General features: G+C 71.9%; 15 protein-coding genes and 1 tRNA gene. 6 read left to right on the top strand and 10 right to left on the bottom strand.

The features are described 5' to 3' along the window. Positions 1-227: 227 nt before the first annotated feature. The gene (locus tag QHG49_RS24325) at positions 228-872 is read left to right on the top strand and encodes an HNH endonuclease family protein (RefSeq protein ID WP_145485122.1); all 645 of its coding nucleotides are present in this window, start codon (positions 228-230) and stop codon (positions 870-872) included. Between the two features lie 133 nt (positions 873-1,005). Here the strand turns inward: QHG49_RS24325 and QHG49_RS24320 are convergent, their stop codons facing one another. The 3 genes from QHG49_RS24320 to QHG49_RS24310 form a co-directional block, all read right to left on the bottom strand. After that, complete coding sequence (locus QHG49_RS24320) at positions 1,006-1,629, bottom strand: DedA family protein (protein WP_145485123.1); 624 nt, start codon at positions 1,627-1,629, stop codon at positions 1,006-1,008. 154 nt (positions 1,630-1,783) lie between these two features. Then, positions 1,784-2,242 carry a DoxX family protein gene (locus tag QHG49_RS24315; protein ID WP_145485124.1) on the bottom strand — a complete coding sequence of 153 codons (459 nt, stop codon included), beginning with the start codon at positions 2,240-2,242 and terminating at the stop codon, positions 1,784-1,786. Between the two features lie 283 nt (positions 2,243-2,525). Further along, positions 2,526-2,774, bottom strand: coding sequence for a DUF2277 domain-containing protein (locus QHG49_RS24310; protein ID WP_111582175.1), 249 nt, complete (start codon positions 2,772-2,774; stop codon positions 2,526-2,528). A 340-nt stretch (positions 2,775-3,114) separates the two neighbouring features. Between QHG49_RS24310 and helR the strand changes: the two genes are divergently transcribed. Both helR and QHG49_RS24300 read left to right on the top strand, forming a co-directional pair. Beyond that, positions 3,115-5,301 carry an RNA polymerase recycling motor ATPase HelR gene (gene helR, locus QHG49_RS24305; RefSeq protein ID WP_301491279.1) on the top strand — a complete coding sequence of 729 codons (2,187 nt, stop codon included), beginning with the start codon at positions 3,115-3,117 and terminating at the stop codon, positions 5,299-5,301. Positions 5,302-5,352: 51 nt separating this feature from the next. Continuing rightward, positions 5,353-5,706 (top strand): hypothetical protein, encoded by a 354-nt coding sequence (locus tag QHG49_RS24300; protein WP_145485126.1) that lies wholly within the window; start codon positions 5,353-5,355, stop codon positions 5,704-5,706. A gap of 117 nt (positions 5,707-5,823) precedes the next feature. On the opposite strand, the gene QHG49_RS24295 is transcribed toward QHG49_RS24300, so the two are convergent. Then, a tRNA-Val gene (locus QHG49_RS24295) sits at positions 5,824-5,895 on the bottom strand. A 204-nt stretch (positions 5,896-6,099) separates the two neighbouring features. Between QHG49_RS24295 and QHG49_RS24290 the strand changes: the two genes are divergently transcribed. After that, complete coding sequence (locus QHG49_RS24290; protein WP_370530504.1) at positions 6,100-7,503, top strand: hypothetical protein; 1,404 nt, start codon at positions 6,100-6,102, stop codon at positions 7,501-7,503. Positions 7,504-7,701: 198 nt separating this feature from the next. After that, positions 7,702-8,253 (top strand): DUF4383 domain-containing protein, encoded by a 552-nt coding sequence (locus QHG49_RS24285; RefSeq protein ID WP_301491274.1) that lies wholly within the window; start codon positions 7,702-7,704, stop codon positions 8,251-8,253. Here QHG49_RS24285 and QHG49_RS24280 read toward each other — a convergent pair. From QHG49_RS24280 to QHG49_RS24270, 3 genes are all read right to left on the bottom strand, one after another. Next, positions 8,241-9,368 carry an amidase domain-containing protein gene (locus QHG49_RS24280; RefSeq protein ID WP_301492910.1) on the bottom strand — a complete coding sequence of 376 codons (1,128 nt, stop codon included), beginning with the start codon at positions 9,366-9,368 and terminating at the stop codon, positions 8,241-8,243. The genes QHG49_RS24285 and QHG49_RS24280 overlap by 13 nt on opposite strands. Before the next feature lie 174 nt (positions 9,369-9,542). Further along, positions 9,543-10,844, bottom strand: coding sequence for a hypothetical protein (locus QHG49_RS24275; RefSeq protein WP_159701041.1), 1,302 nt, complete (start codon positions 10,842-10,844; stop codon positions 9,543-9,545). Positions 10,845-10,889: 45 nt separating this feature from the next. Beyond that, positions 10,890-13,133 carry a transglycosylase domain-containing protein gene (locus QHG49_RS24270; protein WP_301491273.1) on the bottom strand — a complete coding sequence of 748 codons (2,244 nt, stop codon included), beginning with the start codon at positions 13,131-13,133 and terminating at the stop codon, positions 10,890-10,892. Positions 13,134-13,307: 174 nt separating this feature from the next. On the opposite strand from QHG49_RS24270, the gene QHG49_RS24265 reads away from it, so the two are divergent. Beyond that, positions 13,308-13,523, top strand: a complete 216-nt coding sequence (locus tag QHG49_RS24265; RefSeq protein WP_145485130.1) for a zinc ribbon domain-containing protein — start codon at positions 13,308-13,310, stop codon at positions 13,521-13,523. A 39-nt stretch (positions 13,524-13,562) separates the two neighbouring features. Here QHG49_RS24265 and QHG49_RS24260 read toward each other — a convergent pair whose 3' ends face one another. The 3 genes from QHG49_RS24260 to QHG49_RS24250 are packed head-to-tail and all read right to left on the bottom strand — an operon-like array spanning position 13,563 to position 18,062. Beyond that, positions 13,563-14,378, bottom strand: coding sequence for an HAD family hydrolase (locus QHG49_RS24260; protein WP_159701044.1), 816 nt, complete (start codon positions 14,376-14,378; stop codon positions 13,563-13,565). Next, the gene (locus tag QHG49_RS24255; protein ID WP_301491271.1) at positions 14,378-16,861 is read right to left on the bottom strand and encodes a phosphoribosyltransferase; all 2,484 of its coding nucleotides are present in this window, start codon (positions 16,859-16,861) and stop codon (positions 14,378-14,380) included. The genes QHG49_RS24260 and QHG49_RS24255 overlap by 1 nt, the downstream gene beginning before the upstream one ends. A 34-nt stretch (positions 16,862-16,895) precedes the next feature. Further along, positions 16,896-18,062, bottom strand: a complete 1,167-nt coding sequence (locus tag QHG49_RS24250; RefSeq protein ID WP_145485133.1) for an HpcH/HpaI aldolase/citrate lyase family protein — start codon at positions 18,060-18,062, stop codon at positions 16,896-16,898. Between the last annotated feature and the right edge of the window lie 8 nt (positions 18,063-18,070).

Here is an 18,070-nt window from a genome sequence, read left to right as displayed (position 1 = left end):
TCCGGGCGCCGGCTCAGGCTCGCTGAGCAGTATGTCGACGGTCCGGCGAAGAGCTACTCCCCTTCTGCGCTCCCCATGATACGGGACGGCAAAGTCCGGTCCTCAACCTTGCATTGACATGATCACGTCACTAACTTCTTACCGGGCGCTCACCCTCCGGTAACTCCACGTCGCGAGCATTCCCTGACTCGTGGCCCAAAACCCCACCCCCACAAGGGAGTTCAGCAATGCCCAAGTTCTACGCGCGTCGACGTCTCAGCGTGCTCGCCGGTCTCACCGGCCTGGTCGCCACCGCCGCGCTGTTCAACTCCCCCACCGCCTCCGCGGCCCTGCCGACGCCGGTCGCCGCGTCCACCGCCCGTGGCTACCTCTCCCAGCTCACCGTCGCCGCCGAGGACCGCACCGGCTACAGCCGCGACAAGTTCCCGACGTGGATCACCATCGAGGGCAACTGCAACACCCGTGAGTGGATCATCAAGCGGGACGGCACGAACGTCGTCACCAACTCCGCCTGCACCGCGACCAGCGGCAGCTGGTACTCGCCGTACGACGGCGCGACCTGGACGTCCGCCTCCGACGTGGACATCGACCACCTCGTGCCGCTGGCCGAGGCCTGGGACTCCGGCGCGAGCAAGTGGACCACCGCCCAGCGCCAGGCGTTCGCCAACGACGTCACCCGCCCCCAGCTCCTCGCCGTCACCGACAACGTCAACCAGTCCAAGGGCGACCAGGACCCGGCCACCTGGATCCCGTCCCGCACCGCGTACGACTGCACGTACGTCCGCGCCTGGGTGCAGGTGAAGTACTACTACAACCTGTCCGTCGACCCGGCGGAGAAGACCGCGCTCCAGAACGACCTGTCGGGCTGCTGACCCGGGCCCCGCGCGCGAGAGCCCGGCCGGATCGACTCCGGCCGGGCTCTTCGACGTGACGACTGTGACAACTGTGACGGCTATGGCGGCTGTCGTGGCTGTCGTGGCTGTTACGACGATGCCGCGCGCGGCCTCAGGAAGCGGGCTGCCTGCGCATCAGGAATCCCGCCGCCGCGCCCGCCCCGAACAGCGCGGCCAGGGACACCCCGGTCGCCAGCCAGGTGGCGCCGAGCCAGCGCGCGCCGAAGTAGCCGAGGGCGACGCTGTAGGCGGCCCAGGACAGACCGGCGAGGGCCGACCAGGGGAGGAAGTCGCGGGCCCTGCGGTGGGCGGCGCCGGCGCAGAAGGAGACGACCGAGCGCCCGGCGGGGGCGAAGCGGGCGAGGACGACGAGCGCGCCGCCGCCCCGGGCCAGGGCACCGCCGAGACGCTCCTGCGCGGTGGTCAGCCGACGGGAGCGGGCTATCGCGCGGTCCAGCCGCTCCCCGCCCCGCCAGGCCAGCCGGTAGGCCACCAGATCGCCGAGGACCGAGGCCGCCGCGGCCAGCAGGACCAGGGCCAGCAGGTCCGGCACCCCGTGCGGGACCCGGCCGGTGGCGGCGGTCGCCGCGCCCGAGCCCGCGGCCGCCGCCGTGCCCGCCGTGATGACGAGCACACCGCTCGGCAGCACCGGCAGGAACACGTCGAGCAGCACGGACAGGGACACCACGGCATAGATCCACGGACCGGCCGCGAGCGACCCCACACTCTCGAACACGTCTTCTCCTGTTACTTCCCCCGATGACAGCCGTACAGCGTACGCCGCGGGTGTGACAGGAGGTGCGCGGGGGGCTACGGAACCGGTCGAACGGTACGGCGCCCCGTCCCGGCCGGGCCGGGACGGGGCGCCGTGAAGACGCGGGAGGGACCCGTCACGCGGCTATCGGGGCCTGCTCCGGAACGCGCTCGTCCGCGTCCGCCGAGCGCCGGACGAGGAGCCGGTCGAGGCCGAAGGCGCCGGACCCGGTGAAGACCAGCAGGAGGAAGGCCCAGCAGAACATGGCCGCGGGCTCGCCGCCGTTCTGGATGGGCAGCAGCGCCTGCTGCTGGTGGATGTCGAAGTACGCGAACGCCATCGAGCCGGAGGCGATCAGCGCGGCACCGCGGGTGCCCAGGCCGATGAGCACCAGGGCGCCGGCCACCAGCTGGATCACGGCCGCGTACCAGCCGGGCCAGGTGCCGGTGGCGACGGTGCCGCCATGGGTGCCCACGGCCCCGCCGAAGACGCCGAAGAGCGAGGCGGCGCCGTGCGCGGTGAAGAGCAGGCCGACGACGATGCGGAACAGCCCGAGGGCGTAGGGCTGCGCGGAGTTGAGGCGAGCGGAAGGCATGGGAGGTTGACCCTCTCGGTGTCGGACGAGTCCGCCGGGGACAGGCGGACCGGTGGGGGTGGCGGTACCGAATGAGGGGTATAGGTTAGGCGTACCTAACCAATGCTTGCAAGTTCAAGTTCTGGCCAGTGCTCCGCTTCAGATGAGACCCCCGCTCCCGAACTGACAGCACGTAGGGTCGTATGCGTCTCCGCGTCAAGGCCCGAAAATATGGCCGAAACCGCCTCTGGCCGACCGGATCGATCGCATGAAAGGCGCCACGAGGAACGCTATGGGCGCGGTGTTACGGGCGTTCTTCCGCTTCCGTAACAGCGCGTGGCGCGTGCCCGCGCACCTCCAGGCCGCCGAGCAGTTCGGCCGTGGCACGGGCGACGGCGGCCACGGCGGCGTCGAAGACCTCGCGGTTGTGGGCGGCGGGGGCACGGAAGCCCGAGACCTTGCGCACGTATTGCAGCGCGGCGGCGTGAATGTCCTCCTCCGTGGCCTCGGTGGGCAGCACGGGCGGACGCAGCGTCTTGATACTCCGGCACATGCCTTCAGTCTCCCGCCGCGACCGGAGCGGCGAGAGGGGCGCGGCGGGGACGAGGGGAGGAGAGGAGAAGGCGCGAGGGGCGCCGGGGGTGGCGGGGGGCGCCGGAAAAAGCGAATGGCAAGGACGTCACCGGACTCCTTGCCACTTACAACCTATAGCGCATGGGGGGCCTTGCGGCAAGGCCCCCCTGATGCCGCACAATCGCCCGTCTGGCCCGAAAGCCACCGAAACGGGGAACCGAGAGCACCGCCTCCCCTCCCCCTCTTCCCCTCGTCCCCCTCCCCTCCTCCCTCTCCCCCTCGTCCCCCTCTCGTCCTCCCTCTCGAACCGGAGCCTCCCCGTGCCCACCGCCACCAGCGCCTTCGACCTCCCCGACCGCCTCGTCGCCAAGGCCGCCCCGGAGCTGATCGCCACCGACGACGCGCACTTCGCGGCGATCGCGCGGTGCCTGGAGCGGACGATCGCCGAGGTCTCCGACCAGCTCGACCAGGAGCGCCGGGCCCCCGGCGGACTGGGCCGGCAGGCACTGGACCGGGACGCCGAGGTGCACCGGCTGACCACCCGCCTGCGCGCCCTGCGCCGCTTCGGCCTCGACCTGTGCCTCGGCCGCATGGTGAGCGCCGAGAACCCCGACGAGCCGGTCTACGTCGGCCGGCTCGGCCTCACCGACCACACCGGCCGCCGGCTGCTGCTGGACTGGCGCTCCCCGGCCGCGGAGCCCTTCTTCGGCGCCACCCACGGCAATCCGACGGGCCTGGCGAGCCGTCGCAGATACCGCTGGGCGGACGGCCGTATCCGCGACTACTGGGACGAGGTGTTCGCCCCGGACGCGCTGGACGGGCACGCCGCGCTGGACGACCAGTCGGCGTTCATCGCGAGCCTGGGCGGCGAGCGCTCGCCGCGGATGCGCGATGTGCTCGGCACCATCCAGGCCGACCAGGACGCCATCATCCGGGCGGGCTCGCGCGGCGCCCTCGTCGTGGACGGCGGCCCCGGCACCGGCAAGACGGTCGTCGCCCTGCACCGCTCCGCCTACCTCCTCTACTCCGACCCGCGCCTCGGCCACCGGCGCGGCGGGGTGCTCTTCGTCGGCCCGCACCGGCCGTATCTGGCGTACGTCTCCGATGTGCTGCCGAGCCTCGGCGAGGAGGGCGTGCAGACCTGCGTCCTGCGGGACCTCGTCGCCGAGGGCGCCGCCGCGCGCACCGAGCCCGATCCCGAGGTGGCGCGGCTGAAGTCGTCCGCGCGGCTGGTGGGGGCGATCGAGCGGGCCGTACGGTTCTACGAGGAGCCGCCCACCGAGCCGCTGACGGTCACCACCCCCTGGGGCGAGCTCGAACTGACCGTCTCCGACTGGGAGTCGGCGTTCGACGCGGCCGAGCCCGGCACCCCGCACAACGAGGCACGCGCCCAGGTCTGGGACGAACTCCTCACCCTCCTGGCCGACCGGCACGACGGCGCCCCCACCGAACTCCTGCGCAGGTCGCTGGCGGGCGACCGGGAGCTGCGCACGGCCTTCGACCGCTCCTGGCCGCTGCTGGAGGCGGCCGACCTGGTCGGCGACCTCTGGTCGGTCCCGGCGTATCTGCGGCTGTGCGCCCCCTGGCTCACCCCCGAGGAGGTACGACTGCTGCGGCGCGCGGACGCGCAGGCGTGGACGGTGTCCGACCTGCCGTTCCTGGACGCGGCACGGCAGCGCCTCGGCGACCCGAAGGCGGCGGTGCGCGAACGCCGGCGCAAGGCGGCCGTCGCCGCCGAACACGCGCGGATGGCCGGGGTCATCGACAACATGCTCGCGGCCGACCACGACGGCGAGGGCGCGGTGACGATGCTGCACGGACAGGATCTGCGGGACGCCCTGATCGACGAGACGGTGCTGCCCACCGCCGAACCGGACGCGCTCGCGGGGCCGTTCGCGCACATCGTGGTGGACGAGGCGCAGGAACTCACCGACGCGGAATGGCAGATGCTGCTGTCGCGGTGCCCGTCGCGCAGCTTCACCATCGTCGGCGACCGCGCCCAGGCCCGGCACGGATTCACCGAGTCCTGGCAGGAGCGGCTCGCCCGTATCGGCTTCGGCCGGGTCGAGTTGGCCGGTCTGACCGTCAACTACCGTACGCCGAAGGAGATCATGGCGGAGGCGGAGCCGGTCGTACGGGCCGCGCTGCCGGACGCCAATGTGCCGACCTCGATCCGCGGCAACGGCCTGCCGGTGGGCCGCGGCTCGGCGGCCGACCTGACCGCGGTCCTCGACGACTGGCTCGCCGCCCACCCCGAGGGCACCGCCTGCGTCATCGGCGCCCCGGACTTCCGCCCGTCGAGCCCCCGCGTCCGCTCGCTGTCCCCCGCCCTGTCGAAGGGCCTGGAGTTCGACCTGGTCGTCCTGGTCGATCCCGAGCGCTTCGGGGAGGGCGTGGCGGGCGCCGTGGACCGCTATGTGGCGATGACCAGGGCCACCCGGCAGCTGATCATCCTCACGAGCCCCACCGCGGAGCCCGCCCCCATCGATGAACACCCGTTCGGATGAACCTCTCGATCGACCTCGCAACCGTAAATCGAACAGGCGTAGCATTGCGGCGTGGCTACGACCTATCAATTCCCCAGTGACCTCCTCGCCGGCCAGGAGGAGCTGCACCAGGTCAGGGCCGAGCTGTCGGCCCTGCTCAGGCGGCTGCCCTGGTCGGTCGAGCCGGTCGACGGCTTCAGTGACGACAACGGCTGGCGCAAGCGGGAGCGCCCCGCCTCCCCGGGCTGGACGGCCGACGAACAGGCGGAGGTGGAGAAGCTGCGCCGCCGCGAACACGAACTCGCGGTGTTCATCAGCACCCACCGCTTCTGGGCCGAGGTCGCGGCCGAACAGCGCGTGCAGGCCCGCAGCCGCCTGAAGCACGCCCACGAGGAGCAGCCGGCCGGGGACCCGGAAGACGCCTGACCGGCCGATCCGGTCCACCCCGATCGGCCTCGGCGCCACGGGCCTCGGCCTCCCCGCCCGCCCCCTCTCAACGCGAAGAGCCCCCGGCCGCATTCGGCCGGAGGCTCTCCCCATCGGTGGGCGCGGACGGTTTCGAACCGCCGACATCCTGCTTGTAAGGCAGGCGCTCTACCCCTGAGCTACGCACCCGTGTCCCGGGCAGGCGCCCAGGTCGAGTCGACAGCCTACCTTGCCCGAGCCGGTGCGGGGCAAACCCGAACGGCGGGACGGCAAGGGTGGTCGAGGGTCGTCCCCGCTCCGGTCGCCGAAAGCGAACCGACCGGCCCGTGTGTTCGTCCGTACGGGGTGGGAGAATGGCACCACCCAGGGCGGACCACAGCACGGGAGAGGGATGTGACGGCGAGACCGGGCACGTCAGTGACACAGCCGTACCCACCGTCGTCCGCCGCGAGGACCCGGCACGGGGCCGCCGCCGCTCTCCGGGACACCCTCACCCTGATGAGCCTGCCGGCGCTCGCCGTGCTCGCGCTGCCCGTGGCCTTCGCGGGGGGCGGCACCCGGCGCTGGTTCGGCGGCCGGGCGGAGAGCCAGCGGGCGCAGGCGCAGGAGGCGAAGGACGCGGCGGCGGCCGCGTTCTACGAACTGGACACCGCGCAGCGGGACCTGCGGATCTCGATCGAGACCATCACGGCGGTGGACGACTCCCCCGCCGCCCGGCGTGCCGCCGCGGACTTCGAGGGCTTCGGACGGCGGATCGACGAGGTCAGCCAGCGGTACATCCAGGCGGTCGACGCCCATGACCTGGACCGGGCCGATCTGGAGGCCGGGGCGGCGGCGCGGGCGCGCACCGAGCTGACGGCGGCGCGGGACGAGCTGGTGCGGGTCAGGCAGGAGCTGGAGCGGTTCGGCGGCTCCCTCGGCCCGCTGCTGGGTTCGGCCGAGACGCTGCTCGCCCGGGTGGCGCCCGCGGTGGAGCGGGCCCGCCAGGCGCTGCTGGCGGCGAGCAACGCGCTGGACGGCGTACGGGAGCAGGGGCTGCGCGCCGATGACCTCGCGGGCCGGCTGGCCGCGCTGGCGCCGGAGCTGACGAAGCTGAACCAGGGCGCCGGTCAGCACGGGGTGCAGCAGACGCTGGAGCGGGCCGAGCGGGTGCAGCGGGAGGCCGGGGCGATCCGGGCGGAGGCCGAGGGGCTGCCGCAGAAGGCGGCCGAGATCGACCACCGGCTGGTCTCGCTGCGGACCCGCGCGCAGGCGCTGACCACGCGCGCCGGGCAGGTGGACCCGGTGCTCAGCGAGTTGCGGCGGCGGTTCGCGGCGGCGTGCTGGCAGGACCTCCAGCAGGTGCCGGCACAGGCCGCGGAGAATGTGACGCAGGCGGAGCGGAAGCTGGGCGAGGCGCAGGCCGCGCGGGACGCGCAGCGCTGGGCGGACGCGGCCTCGCTGCTGTCGACGGTGCGGGCGCTGCTGAACACGACGGACGACGCGGTCTCGGCGGCCGGTGACCGGCTGGCGCGGCTGAACGCGGTGCAGAAGGATCCGCAGGCGGAGATCGAGCGGACGCGGTTCGCGATCCGGGACGCGCAGCGGCTGGCGATGACGGGCCGGGCGACCCCGGATCCGGGTCACGCCCGGCCGCTGGACGACGCGGTGGCGCGGCTGGAGCGGGCGGTCGCGGGCCTTGAGGGCGGCCGGCATCCGGACTACTGGCACTTCCTGACCGAGACGGACGCGGTACGGCAGGCGGTGGCGCAGGTGGTGACGCGGATCCGGGAGGACCGCGGGGGCGTCGCGCACTAGGGACTGCCCGGCGGATCGTGCGGCAGTCGCAGGGGGCCGGCACCCGCCCGGTCCCCGCCCACCCGCGCCGAACCGATGCGGCACCGCCGGCTGGTGCTCATGTTGCCGGGTGCCCCGGTTCGGGCGGATATTGAGGTAAGCCGCGTTCCGGGACGTTCCGGGACGGGTGGCCGCCGCCAGCGCCCGAGGGAGGCCGAGATGGCCACGCACGCAGCGCGTACGCAGGACAAGCAGCGGATCCGGTTCGATCAGCATCTGCCGACCGATCACCGGCTGAACCTGGTGTACCGGGTCGGTGCGGGGCTGATCGGCGCGTTCCTCGTCGTCTTCGGCATCCTGGGCCTGATCAACCACATCGGGTTCTTCGACATCGGCGGTGCGACCGTCGCCGGTCTGAACACGAACGGCACGCTCAGTGTGCTGTCGATCTGCATCGGCGCGCTGCTGCTGGTCGGCATGGTGATCGGGGGGAACGTCGCGTCCACGCTGAACATGGTGCTGGGCATCCTGTTCCTGCTGAACGGGTTCCTGTTCCTGGCCCTGCTGGACACGCCGAACAACTTCCTGGCGTTCAGGATCCAGAACGTGCTGTTCAGCTTCGTGGTGGGGCTGCTGCTGATGACCTTCGGGATGTACGGCCGGGTCGGTCACGCGCTGCCGCACGACAATCCGTACTGGCGGGCCCGCCACCCCGAGTCCTCCCCGCAGGAAGGACCGGGGCGGCCGGACCGGCGCGGTCAGGTCCTGTAGGCGTAGTAGTACGCCGTCGGGTAGGACGCGACCAGGCTGGCCACCGACCTGTTGTAGGTGTTGGTGGAGTGGTACGTCACGTAGGGCACGCCGGAGGCGTCCCGGTAGGTGACGACCATGGAGTGGTCCTTGGACCCGTCCCGGTTGAAGTCCATCTGGATCACGTCACCGAGGTCCGCCTGGTACACGTTGGCGAGCGGGGTGACGCGCTTGGAGGACAGCGCGAACCAGGAGAACTCGTTGACGCCGACGAAGGAGTCGGACTGGATGTCGGCGGTGCCGAACCACTTGGTGTAGTCGTCGGTGTAGCCGGGGACGTGCTTCCAGCCGCCCGCCTTCAGCACCTGGCTGACGAAGTTGGTGCAGTCGCCGCCGGCGCCTTCACCGTTGTAGTCCGGGTACGCGGTGTTGTAGTGGTTCCAGTACTTCTGCGCGTACGTGACCATCGCCTTGTAGTCGTACGTACCCCCGGTGAGCTTCTTGGGGTTCGCCGGTGCCGGGTAGCTGATGGCCGCGCGGGGCGCGGTGGGCGGCCCGTCGTCGGAGGCGGCGGCGGGCTTGTCGTCCTTGGGCGCGGAGGGCGTGGCGACCTGGTTGACGGCGAGGTAGCCGTCGTCGGTGTCCTTGATGCCCGTGAGCTGCCAGTCACCGTGCCGGCCGGCCTGGAAGGTCAGCTCGTGGTGGGCCTGGAAGCCCGTCGTCCTCGGGCCCTTGGCCGAGGTGGTGCCCGGCTTGTAGGTCAGCGACGTCGTCTCGGTGACGGCGACCTTGGCGCTGCGGCCGTGCACCTCGGTGGCGTCGAGCGTCACCGTGGTGTTGCCGGCGCTGTACTTCTCGCCCAGCTTGGCGAGGCGGTCCTTGCGGGCGCGCAGCTGGCCGAGGGCGGAGGACTGCTCGTGGCTCTGGCCGCCGGAGAGGCGGACGGAGCCGTGGAAGCCCTTGGTGTGCTGGGTGCGGGCGCTGGTGGAGCCGTCCACCAGGGCCTGGGTGCGGTCGGTGAAGACCGCGTCGGCGAGCTTCTGGAAGGTCGCCTTGGTGGCCGCGTCCACGGTCGGGTCGTTGGTGACCGCCGCGCCCGCGCTCCAGTTGGGTATGAGCGCCACGCCGGCGACCACGGCGGCGGCGGAGGCGCCGACGATGGTGGTGCGACGCCCCTTACGGCTGAGTCTTCTTGACTTCAATGATGTTCCCCTCTACGCCGGTACACCTACCGGGAGGGGGCATCTTCGCATGATCCCCTGGGCGCGTGTGAAGGGGGTTGCACAAGCGGAACCTGGCCTGCGTTTACGTCATTTGACGACGGTGGACCAGTCCGGGGACTGGGCGGGGTCGAGGCTGCGCAGCGCGGCCAGTGTCGAGGGCTTCTGGACGTCCATCCAGTCGGCGAGTTCCTTGAACGACACGCACTTGACGCCCTTCTTGGTGCAGATCTCCGGGATGATCCGGTCGATGGACTTCATGTAGATGCTGCCGTTCCAGTGCTCGAAGTGGTTTCCGATGAACAGCGGTGCGCGGCTGCCGTAGTAGACGCGGTTGAAGCCGGCCATGTAGGAGTCGACCGTCTGCTGTTCCCACTGCGCGTACTTGGCGGGGTCGCCGTCGGTCTCGCCATTGGACTGGTTGTAGAGGAAGTTGAAGTCCATGGACAGGCCCTGGAACTTGCCGTTCTCGTACGGGAGCATCTGGAGCGGGAAGTCCCAGATGCCGTTCTTCTTGGCGGGCCATATCTGGAAGTCGCCCGGGGAGCTGGCGTCGTAGCGCCAGCCGTAGCTCTTGATGGCCTTCAGCAGGTTGGGCTGGCCCTCCAGGCAGGGTGCCCGACCGCCGGTGACCTCCTGCTTGAAGTCGAAGGGCAGCGGCGGGATGTCGGTGTATCCGGTGTTCGTCTTCCAGTTCTCCACGAAGGAGTAGAACTGGTCGATCTCGCTCTTCCACTCCTGGACGCTCCAGTCGCCGCCGCCCTTGGCGCCGCAGAAGTGGCCGTTGAAGTGGGTGCCGATGTCGTTGCCCTGCTCGTAGGCGAGGCGGAGCTGTTCCAGGGTGGTGCGGATGTGCTCGTCGGTGGGGTAGTCGATGGCGGCGTCGCCGGGCTCGTGCATCGGCCCGTGGTAGAGGTCCTTCTTGCTCTTGGGCAGCAGGTAGATGCCGGTGAGGAAGAAGGTCATGTGGGCGTTGTACTCCTGGGCCATCTCCCGGTAGTGCGAGAAGAGATGGTCGTCGCCCTCCAGGGCGCCGTCCCAGGAGAAGACGACGAACTGGGGCGGCTTCTCGCCGGGCTTGAGCGGTACGGGCTTGAGCGTGCCCTTCTGCGGGCCGGTGTCGGAGGTGGAGCCGTCGCCGAGGACGTGGGTCCTGCCGTCCCATTTCGCGGTCGCGGAGGGCGCGGGGCCGCCCGCCTTGCCGTCCTTGCCGGAGGCGGCGGTGGGCGTGGTGTCGTCGGGGCGGCTCAGGGCGAGGTAGCCGGCCACCAGGGAGGCCACGACGAGGAAGGCGGCGAGCGTGAAGAGCTGCGGGCGGGTGGCGGCGGGGACGCGGCGGCGGCCGGGGGCGCGACGCCGGCCCCGGCCCGTCTGTGGCTTCTTGCGAGACATGCGCGGCTCAATCTCCGTGTGGTCGAGGGTTCGGGGCCCGGGTGATCAGTCCAGGCCCATGGCGGCCGACCAGAGGGCGTAGGGGACGGTGTCCGGCGAGGTGCCCGCGAGTCCCTTCAGCGGGAGCGGTTCGAGGGACTTGGCCAGGTCCATGCGGTAGACGACGACCGCCGTGGACACCGAGTCGGCCGTGCCCGCGTACCAGGCGGCGGTGTTCCGGCCGGTGCCGCCCTCGTCGGTGGTGCCCTGGTCCGCCGTCCCTGCCTTGCCCGCCACGCCCGGGGTGGTGACGTCCGGGTGGGCGGCGCGGAAGGAGTCGGTGAGCGCCTGGTCGACGTCCTGCGCGACGTCGGCGCCGATCGCGCGGGCGGGGCTCGGGGTGGCCAGGTCGACGGGGGCGCCGTTGCGGGTGATACGGCGCACCGAGTACGGCTCCGTGTGGGTGCCGCCGGCGGCGAAGGTGGCGTATCCGCTGGCCATCCGGATGGCGCTGGGGGTGGAGCTGCCGAGCGAGAGGGTGGGCACCTGGGGACCGATGCTGGCGGGGAGCAGCCCGGCGGCCTGGGCGGTCTGGCGTACCTGGCCGAGGCCGGTGTCCATGCCGAGCTGCATGAACGGTGTGTTGACCGATTTGGCGAGGGCCTCGCGCAGGGTGATCCTGCCGTACGACTTGTTGCCGTCGTTGTGCGCCGCGACCTTCTTGCCGCTGCGGTCCCAGTAGGGGCCCTCGGGGGTGGTGACGGGTACGGCGTCGTCGCCGTCGTAGACACTGTCGGGGGTGACCGGGGTGGCGGGTCCGCCGCGGGTCTTGTGGACGCCGTGTTCGAGCCCGGCGGCGTAGACGAAGGGCAGGAAGGCGGTGCCGGCCGGGACGGTGGTCGCGTTGGACTCGTTGTAGCCCTGGGTGCGGTGGTCGGGGCCGCCGTAGACGGCGAGGATCCGGCCGTCGGTGCCCACGGAGGCGGCCCCGTAGTGGCCGTTCTTCGCGGCGTCGGGGTCGTCCTGCTTGGCCTTCTTGCGGGCCTTGGTGACGGCGCCGGTGAGCGCGTTCTCCCGCTCGCGGTCGAAGGTGGTGTAGATCTGGTAGCCGCCGAGGTCGAACTGCTGGTCGGTCAGGTGGGCGGACTTCTTGGCGTACTGGGAGGCCAGTTCCACCAGGTAGTCGCTCTGCTCGCCGGTGTTGTACAGCGGGTTGGACTTCAGCGGCTCGGGAAACGTCTTGTACTGGGCGCGCTGGGCCGGCGTCAGCTTGTGGATCTTGACCATGCGGTCGAGGATCCAGGACCAGCGCGCGACGGCCCGCTGGTGGTTGGCCTTGCTCAGGGTGGGGTCGTACAGGCCCGCGCCCTTGAGGAGTCCGGCGAGCATGGCGGCCTCGGACACGTCGAGCTTGCTGACGTCCTTGCCGTAGTAGGCCTGGGAGGCGCGCTGGATGCCGTAGGTGCCGCGGCCGAACCAGCTGGTGTTGAGATAACCCTCGAGGATCTTGTCCTTGCTCATCTTGTTGTCGAGCTTGAGCGAGATCATCGCCTCGGTGAACTTGCGGCTGACGGTCTGGTTCTGGTTCAGATAGACGTTCTTCACGTACTGCTGGGTAATGGTGGAACCGCCCTGGGTGTCCCCCTCTCCCACGGTGCGGAACAGCGCCCGGCTGATGCCCTTCACGGAAATCCCGGGGTCGGAGTAGAAGGTCTCGTTCTCCGCGGCGAGCACCGCCCAGCGGACGTCCGGGGGGATCTCCTTCAGGGGCATCGCCTGCCGCTGCACCCAGCCCGTACGGGCCATCGGGGTGCCGTCGGACCAGAAGTAGACGTTGTCCTGCTGGGTGGCGTACGAGTTCAGGTCGCTCGGTATGCCGGTGACCGCGTACGCGGTCACCAGGAAGGCGCTGAGCAGGCCGAAGGAGGCCAGGGTGCCGCCGAGCCACTGCCGCCAGGAGGGCAGCCAGCGCCGCCAGCCGTTGCGGCCGGGGCGGGGGTAGGCGGGCCTGAGGCGCCGCGCGTAGGGTGCGAGGGGGCGCAGGTACGGCGCGAGCCGGCGTGTCAGTGGCGTCGGCAGGGTGAGTATTCGGGCCGTCACGCTCCCCGCGCGCTCCCGCGGGGAGGGGCGCGCGCTGCGTCTGCGCTCGGCCCGTCCGCCGCCGGACGGGGGCTCGGGCGGCGGGGGCACGCGCAGTTGCACGGTCTCGTCGGCCCGGAGAGCGTCCACTCTCAGATGCAGGGTCCGGTCGGCGTCGAGCGGCTGCTCGTCCCGGCCGGTCCGGCCCTCCCCCTGCGACGCATCGGTCACTATGCGTCTCCCCTCCGCACTCGCTCTTGCTCGCGCGGTGAGCTGAGCGTCCTCGCAACGGCGTTCACAAGTTATCAGCGAAGTTTTCGATTCCTCCGCACGAGTACCGGGTGCCTGCCAACACTCATCAAACATTGAGACGACGCGTTTGCCCCTCGCGGCTACGCTGTGCTCATGCCTCGCTATGAGTACCGCTGCCGGAGCTGCGGCGACACGTTCGAACTGAGCCGGCCGATGTCGGAGTCGGCGGCACCGGCGCAGTGCCCCGCCGGGCACGCGGACACGGTGAAGCTGCTGTCCACGGTCGCGGTGGGCGGTTCGGCCCCGTCCTCGGCCCCAGCGCCCCAGGGGGGTGGCGGCGGCTGCTGCGGCGGGGGCTGCTGCGGCTGACCCCGGCCGGGGCCCCACCGGGCCCCCACCGGGGGTCACCTACGGGGCGGCCGTGCGCGTCGCCTTCAGGAACTCTCTCAGGATGCGCTCCCCCGCCAGCACCCCCCTCTCCGGCAGCGCGCTGATCCCCGGCGCCAGCCACCCCGTGTCCGCCAGTTCCCCGTGGCCCGGTCGCCAGCCCCGGTCCGCGGCCAGCAGGAGGTCGGCGTCCAGCAGGGAGTCGCCGGCGGCCAGGGTCAGCTCGGCGCCGGTGCGGCGGGCCACCTCGTGGACGGCGGCGCTCTTGGTGAGCGGCTTGGGCACGGCGTAGAGCTTGCGGCCCTGGAGCGAGACGGTCCAGCCACGGCTCTCGGCCCAGGCGCTCAGCTCCTTCACCCAGTCCTCGGGCAGCAGCTCGCGCTCGACCACGAGGTAGGCGAACAGGTCCTCGGCGACCCGCTGCTTGCGCAGCCACACGGGGTCGGCGGTCCGCGTCAGATGCTCCTGGACCTTTGCGAGCGGCGCGCACTCGTCGGCGAGGCGGGCCAGCACCCGGGCGTGCCAGTCGCGGTCGGTGACACCGTCGACGAGCAGGTGGCCGCCGTTGGCGCAGATCGCGAACGCGGGCTGCGGGCCGGGCAGGTTGATGCGCTGGTACTGCTTGCGGGTCCGGGTCGTGGTCGGCACGAACACGGCCGCGTCCCCGAGGTCGGTCAGCAGCCGCGCCGCCGTCTCGGTCATGTACGACAGCGGTCGGCTCTCGTGCACCTCCACGCACAGCAGCCGGGGCGCGCGGGCGTCCGGCATGGTCAGCGCGAGGGCCGCCGAGGAGTAGATCAGCGTCCGGTCGAGGTCGCTCGCCACCAGCACCGGCATCAGACGTTCACCGCCCGGCCGTCGGCACCGGTCGCCCCGCGCGTGTACCGGGGGTGGATCAACCCGACGCAGGTGTACGGCAGTTCGTCCACCTCCTCGACCGGTACCCCGCGCTGCCGGGCGAGCAGCCGGACATGGTCCAGGTCGGCGCCCGCGCCCTTGCGCGCGAGGATCTTCCAGGGCACCCGGCGCAGCAGCACCCGGGTGGTCTCGCCGACGCCCGGCTTGACGAGGTTCACGTCGTGGATGCCGTACTCCTCGCTGATCCGCTCGACGGCCCGCCAGCCCGCCCAGGTCGGGGTGCGGTCCGCGGCCAGCAGTTCCTTGACCGCCTCCGCCACGCCCTCGGCGACCTCGGAAAAGCGTGCCTCGACGGTGTCGAGGAAGGCCACGGAGACATCGGCGCCGGCGAGTTCGCGGTAGAACTTCGCGCCGTGGAAGTCGTCCGGGCCGACCAGGTCGGCGCGCAGGACGGTACGCGAAATCAGCCCGGAGACGGTGGAGTTGAGGCAGGCGGAGGGGACGAGGAAGTCCTCGCGGGTGCCGTAGGTGCGCACGCAGGAGCCCGGGTCGGCGAGGACGGCGATCTCCGGGTCGAAGCCGCTGATGCCCTCCGACTTCTCGAACTCCTCGATCGCCTGGGCGAGTTCACGGGTGATGGCGCCCTTGCCGGTCCAGCCGTCCACGAACACGACGTCTCTCGGGTCGTGATGGGCGGCGAGCCAGCGCAGCGCGTTGGCGTCGATGCCCCGGCCGCGCACGATCGACACGGCGTAGTGCGGCAGTTCGAGGCCGTGCCGGAAGTGCGCCCAGCGGCGCATCAGCACACCGACCGGGGTTCCGGCACGGGCCAGCGACACCAGCACCGGGCGCGGCGACCTCTCGCCGAGGGCCGTCTCGGTCACCACGCCGACGGCGCGGGCGATCCGCGCGGCCGAGGTGTCGAGGGCCGCGTGGAACAGCTCCTGGTACTGGGCGCTGGGCTGGTACTCCACCGGCAGCGACTCGGCGTAGTGCGCCCCGCCGCTCTGGACGGCCTCCTCCCGCTCCTCGGTCGGCGCCTCCAGGGTGACGTCGGAGAGGTCCCGGAGCAGCCAGCCGACCTCGTCGGGCGGGTACGAGGAGAACGCGGGGCCGCGGAGGGGCTCGGGCAGCATGGCCGGCCTTTCGGGAGCGTGCGGGGGTGCGGGGACGAAGGAGGGGACGACCGCGAGCAGGACGTGCGGCACCTGTTCGGCGAGCCGCGCGAGCAGTCCGTCCGGCGCGTGCAGCGCGGGGGTGTCGCCGGCCGAGTCGACCACGGCGACGACGGCGTCGAACCCGCCGCCCGCCACGTTGTAGGCGTACCGCTCGCCGGGCCCGTCGGCCGGGTCGTCGTGCGCCGGGAAGACGATGCGGCTGCGGATCGCGTACCCCGGGTCGTCCACCGCGAGCACGGGCGAGCGCGTGGTGGTGGAGAACCGCACCGCGCCGTCCCGCGTCCGCTCCAGCTCACCGGCGAGCCGCAGGGGGGCGTACATCAGCTCCTCGAAGCCGAGGACCAGCACGTTCCCGGCGTCGGCGGGGAGGGCGCCGGATATTCGGCCGGCCATCGCGGGGAGGGCGGCTTCGAGGCGGGCGCGGTGGTCGGGGGTGAATCCGTGCCGTCCTCCGTCGGGAAGGCCGGCGGGCCAGCCGAGGTCCACACGCGTCGCCCCCTCAGGGACGCGGGGAACCGCGCGGCCGGCCGCCCCGGAGCCGCGCCCGGCCGCCTCATGGCGGCCCACCAGCTCCTGCCCCTTCTCCAGCACACCTTCCGGAAGCAGTACCGTCCCCGAGGCCGCGGCGACGAGATCCACCCGCGCCCCGATCTCCGCCGCGAACCCCTCCAGCCGCCGGACGTCCCGCGCCGACCGCATGTCCACGAGCGCGACCACCACATACCGCGTCCGTGGATACCGGGCATGGAGATCGCGGATCGTGTTCAGGACCGTGTTCCCGGTGGAGAACTCGTCGTCCACCAGCACCAGCGGCCCGTCGCCGCCCAGCAGCCCGGGGTCCGAGGGCAGCAGCAGGTGCGACGTGGCGTGGGAGTGCGACTCCTCGAACCCGCCCGCGGGGGTCACCCCGGCGACCGGCCGCCGCGTGGAGTGCAGATACGGCGCCGCGCCGAGGCCGTCGGCCACCGCGTGCCCGAGTCCCGTCGCGGTCTCCGCGTACCCGAGGACGACCGCGCGGGCCGCCTCCCGCGGGCCGAGCAGCGCGTGCACCCGCCGGCCGAGCCGCACCCCGTGGCCGTACACCACCGAAGGCGTCTGCGGTACGTGCTTGCCGAGCACGTGGGAGACCAGCAGATGGGCCCGCTTGGGGTTGCGGCGCAGGGCGAGGCCCAGCATGGCGCGCAGCTCCTCGCCGCCCCGGCCGTCGTCGCCCACGAGTTCGACCCCGAGTCGCTCGGCGACCCAGCTGCCGGACCAGACCCCGTCGTTCACTGCGTTGTTCATGCGTTCCTTGGGTGCGTCTCCCGGTGCGGGAGAGTCAGTCGGGTATTCCGGCGGCGAGCAGTTCCACGAAGTTGACGTCCTCGTGCGCGACGCCGAACACCTCCGCGCGCAGCAGGGTCCGCTCGGCCCAGGCGCGGTGGGGCTTCACCTCGTTCATCTTGTTCGTGTAGGCGGACCTGAGGACGCCCCCGCCGCCGCGTTCCGGCCGCAGGATGTCCTGGGCGTCGCTGTACTCCTCGTGGCTGACCACGGACAGCGTGTGCACGGGCAGCACGTGGGAGGGGTGGATGCAGGTCTTGCCCAGCAGGCCGTTGGCCTGGTCGAGGGAGATCTCGCGCAGCAGCCCGTCCATGGCGTGCTCCAGCAGCTTCGCGCGCAGCTCGGCGGCCCGCACCTCCAGGAAGGGGCTCTGCCGCAGCTGGGGCTTGAACATGCGCTCGGAGAGGCGGAAGTACTCCCACACGGGCCCGGTGACCGTGAACCCGGTGCCGTCGGCGCGGCCCAGCATGTTCACCACGTCGGCGATGACGGAGGCGACGACCTGGACGTCGTACGCGGTCATGTCGGGGGCGCGGCGCAGGCCGTAGGAGGAGCAGAAGTCGGTGACGCCGAGGCGCAGCGCGAGGACGCGGTCGCGGTATTTGTCGACGGCGCGGAAGATGCCCTCCAGGGTCTCCACGCGCGACTCGCGGTAGAGCAGCTCCGGGGATTCCAGGACCGGCATGGCGAAGAGCCGGCGTCCGGCGTCCGCCTCGGCGGCGGCCAGGGCCTCCAGGAAGGGCAGGCCGCGCTCCCCGGTGAACTTGGGCAGTACGAATCCGGACAGCAGCCGCACGGACGGGCCGAGGCGGCGTACGAGGTCGGGGATCTGCTCGGGGGTGCGCACCCGGATGAACAGCAGCGGGGGCTCGGCGCCCGCCCGGGAGTCGAGGTCGGCGAACTGCCGGACCAGGTTCTCCTCACCGGCCACCACGTCCGCGTCGCCGATGGAGTCCTCCAGGCAGAGCACCATGGAGACCACGCCGTTGCCCGCCTGCCGCAGGACGTCGTCGGCGAGCCGGGGCCGGGTGGCCGGGCTGTACAGGGTGGCGCCGAGGGCGGCGGCGAGCAGCCGGGCCGGGGAGTCGGCGGTGAACGCGCACGGCTCCCGGTGGAAGAGGCGCTGCCGGACCTCAGGGGCGATATGCCCGAAATGACGCATAGGACTCC

It is taken from the genome of Streptomyces sp. WP-1, from assembly GCF_030450125.1.
In the GTDB taxonomy this organism is placed as follows: Bacteria; Actinomycetota; Actinomycetes; order Streptomycetales; family Streptomycetaceae; genus Streptomyces; species Streptomyces incarnatus.
Note: the sequence above shows the minus strand (reverse complement) of the source record. Positions and strands in the feature narration are given on the sequence as shown.

Bases quoted from the DNA above. Each gene is read 5' to 3' on its own strand.
- QHG49_RS24325 (WP_145485122.1), top strand. From the start codon at position 228: ATGCCCAAGTTCTACGCGCGTCGACGTCTCAGCGTGCTCGCCGGTCTC.
- QHG49_RS24315 (WP_145485124.1), bottom strand. From the start codon at position 2,242: ATGCCTTCCGCTCGCCTCAACTCCGCGCAGCCCTACGCCCTCGGGCTG.
- QHG49_RS24310 (WP_111582175.1), bottom strand. From the start codon at position 2,774: ATGTGCCGGAGTATCAAGACGCTGCGTCCGCCCGTGCTGCCCACCGAG.
- QHG49_RS24285 (WP_301491274.1), top strand. From the start codon at position 7,702: ATGGCCACGCACGCAGCGCGTACGCAGGACAAGCAGCGGATCCGGTTC.
- QHG49_RS24275 (WP_159701041.1), bottom strand. From the start codon at position 10,844: ATGTCTCGCAAGAAGCCACAGACGGGCCGGGGCCGGCGTCGCGCCCCC.
- QHG49_RS24265 (WP_145485130.1), top strand. From the start codon at position 13,308: ATGCCTCGCTATGAGTACCGCTGCCGGAGCTGCGGCGACACGTTCGAA.
- QHG49_RS24260 (WP_159701044.1), bottom strand. From the start codon at position 14,378: ATGCCGGTGCTGGTGGCGAGCGACCTCGACCGGACGCTGATCTACTCC.
- QHG49_RS24255 (WP_301491271.1), bottom strand. From the start codon at position 16,861: ATGAACAACGCAGTGAACGACGGGGTCTGGTCCGGCAGCTGGGTCGCC.
- QHG49_RS24250 (WP_145485133.1), bottom strand. From the start codon at position 18,062: ATGCGTCATTTCGGGCATATCGCCCCTGAGGTCCGGCAGCGCCTCTTC.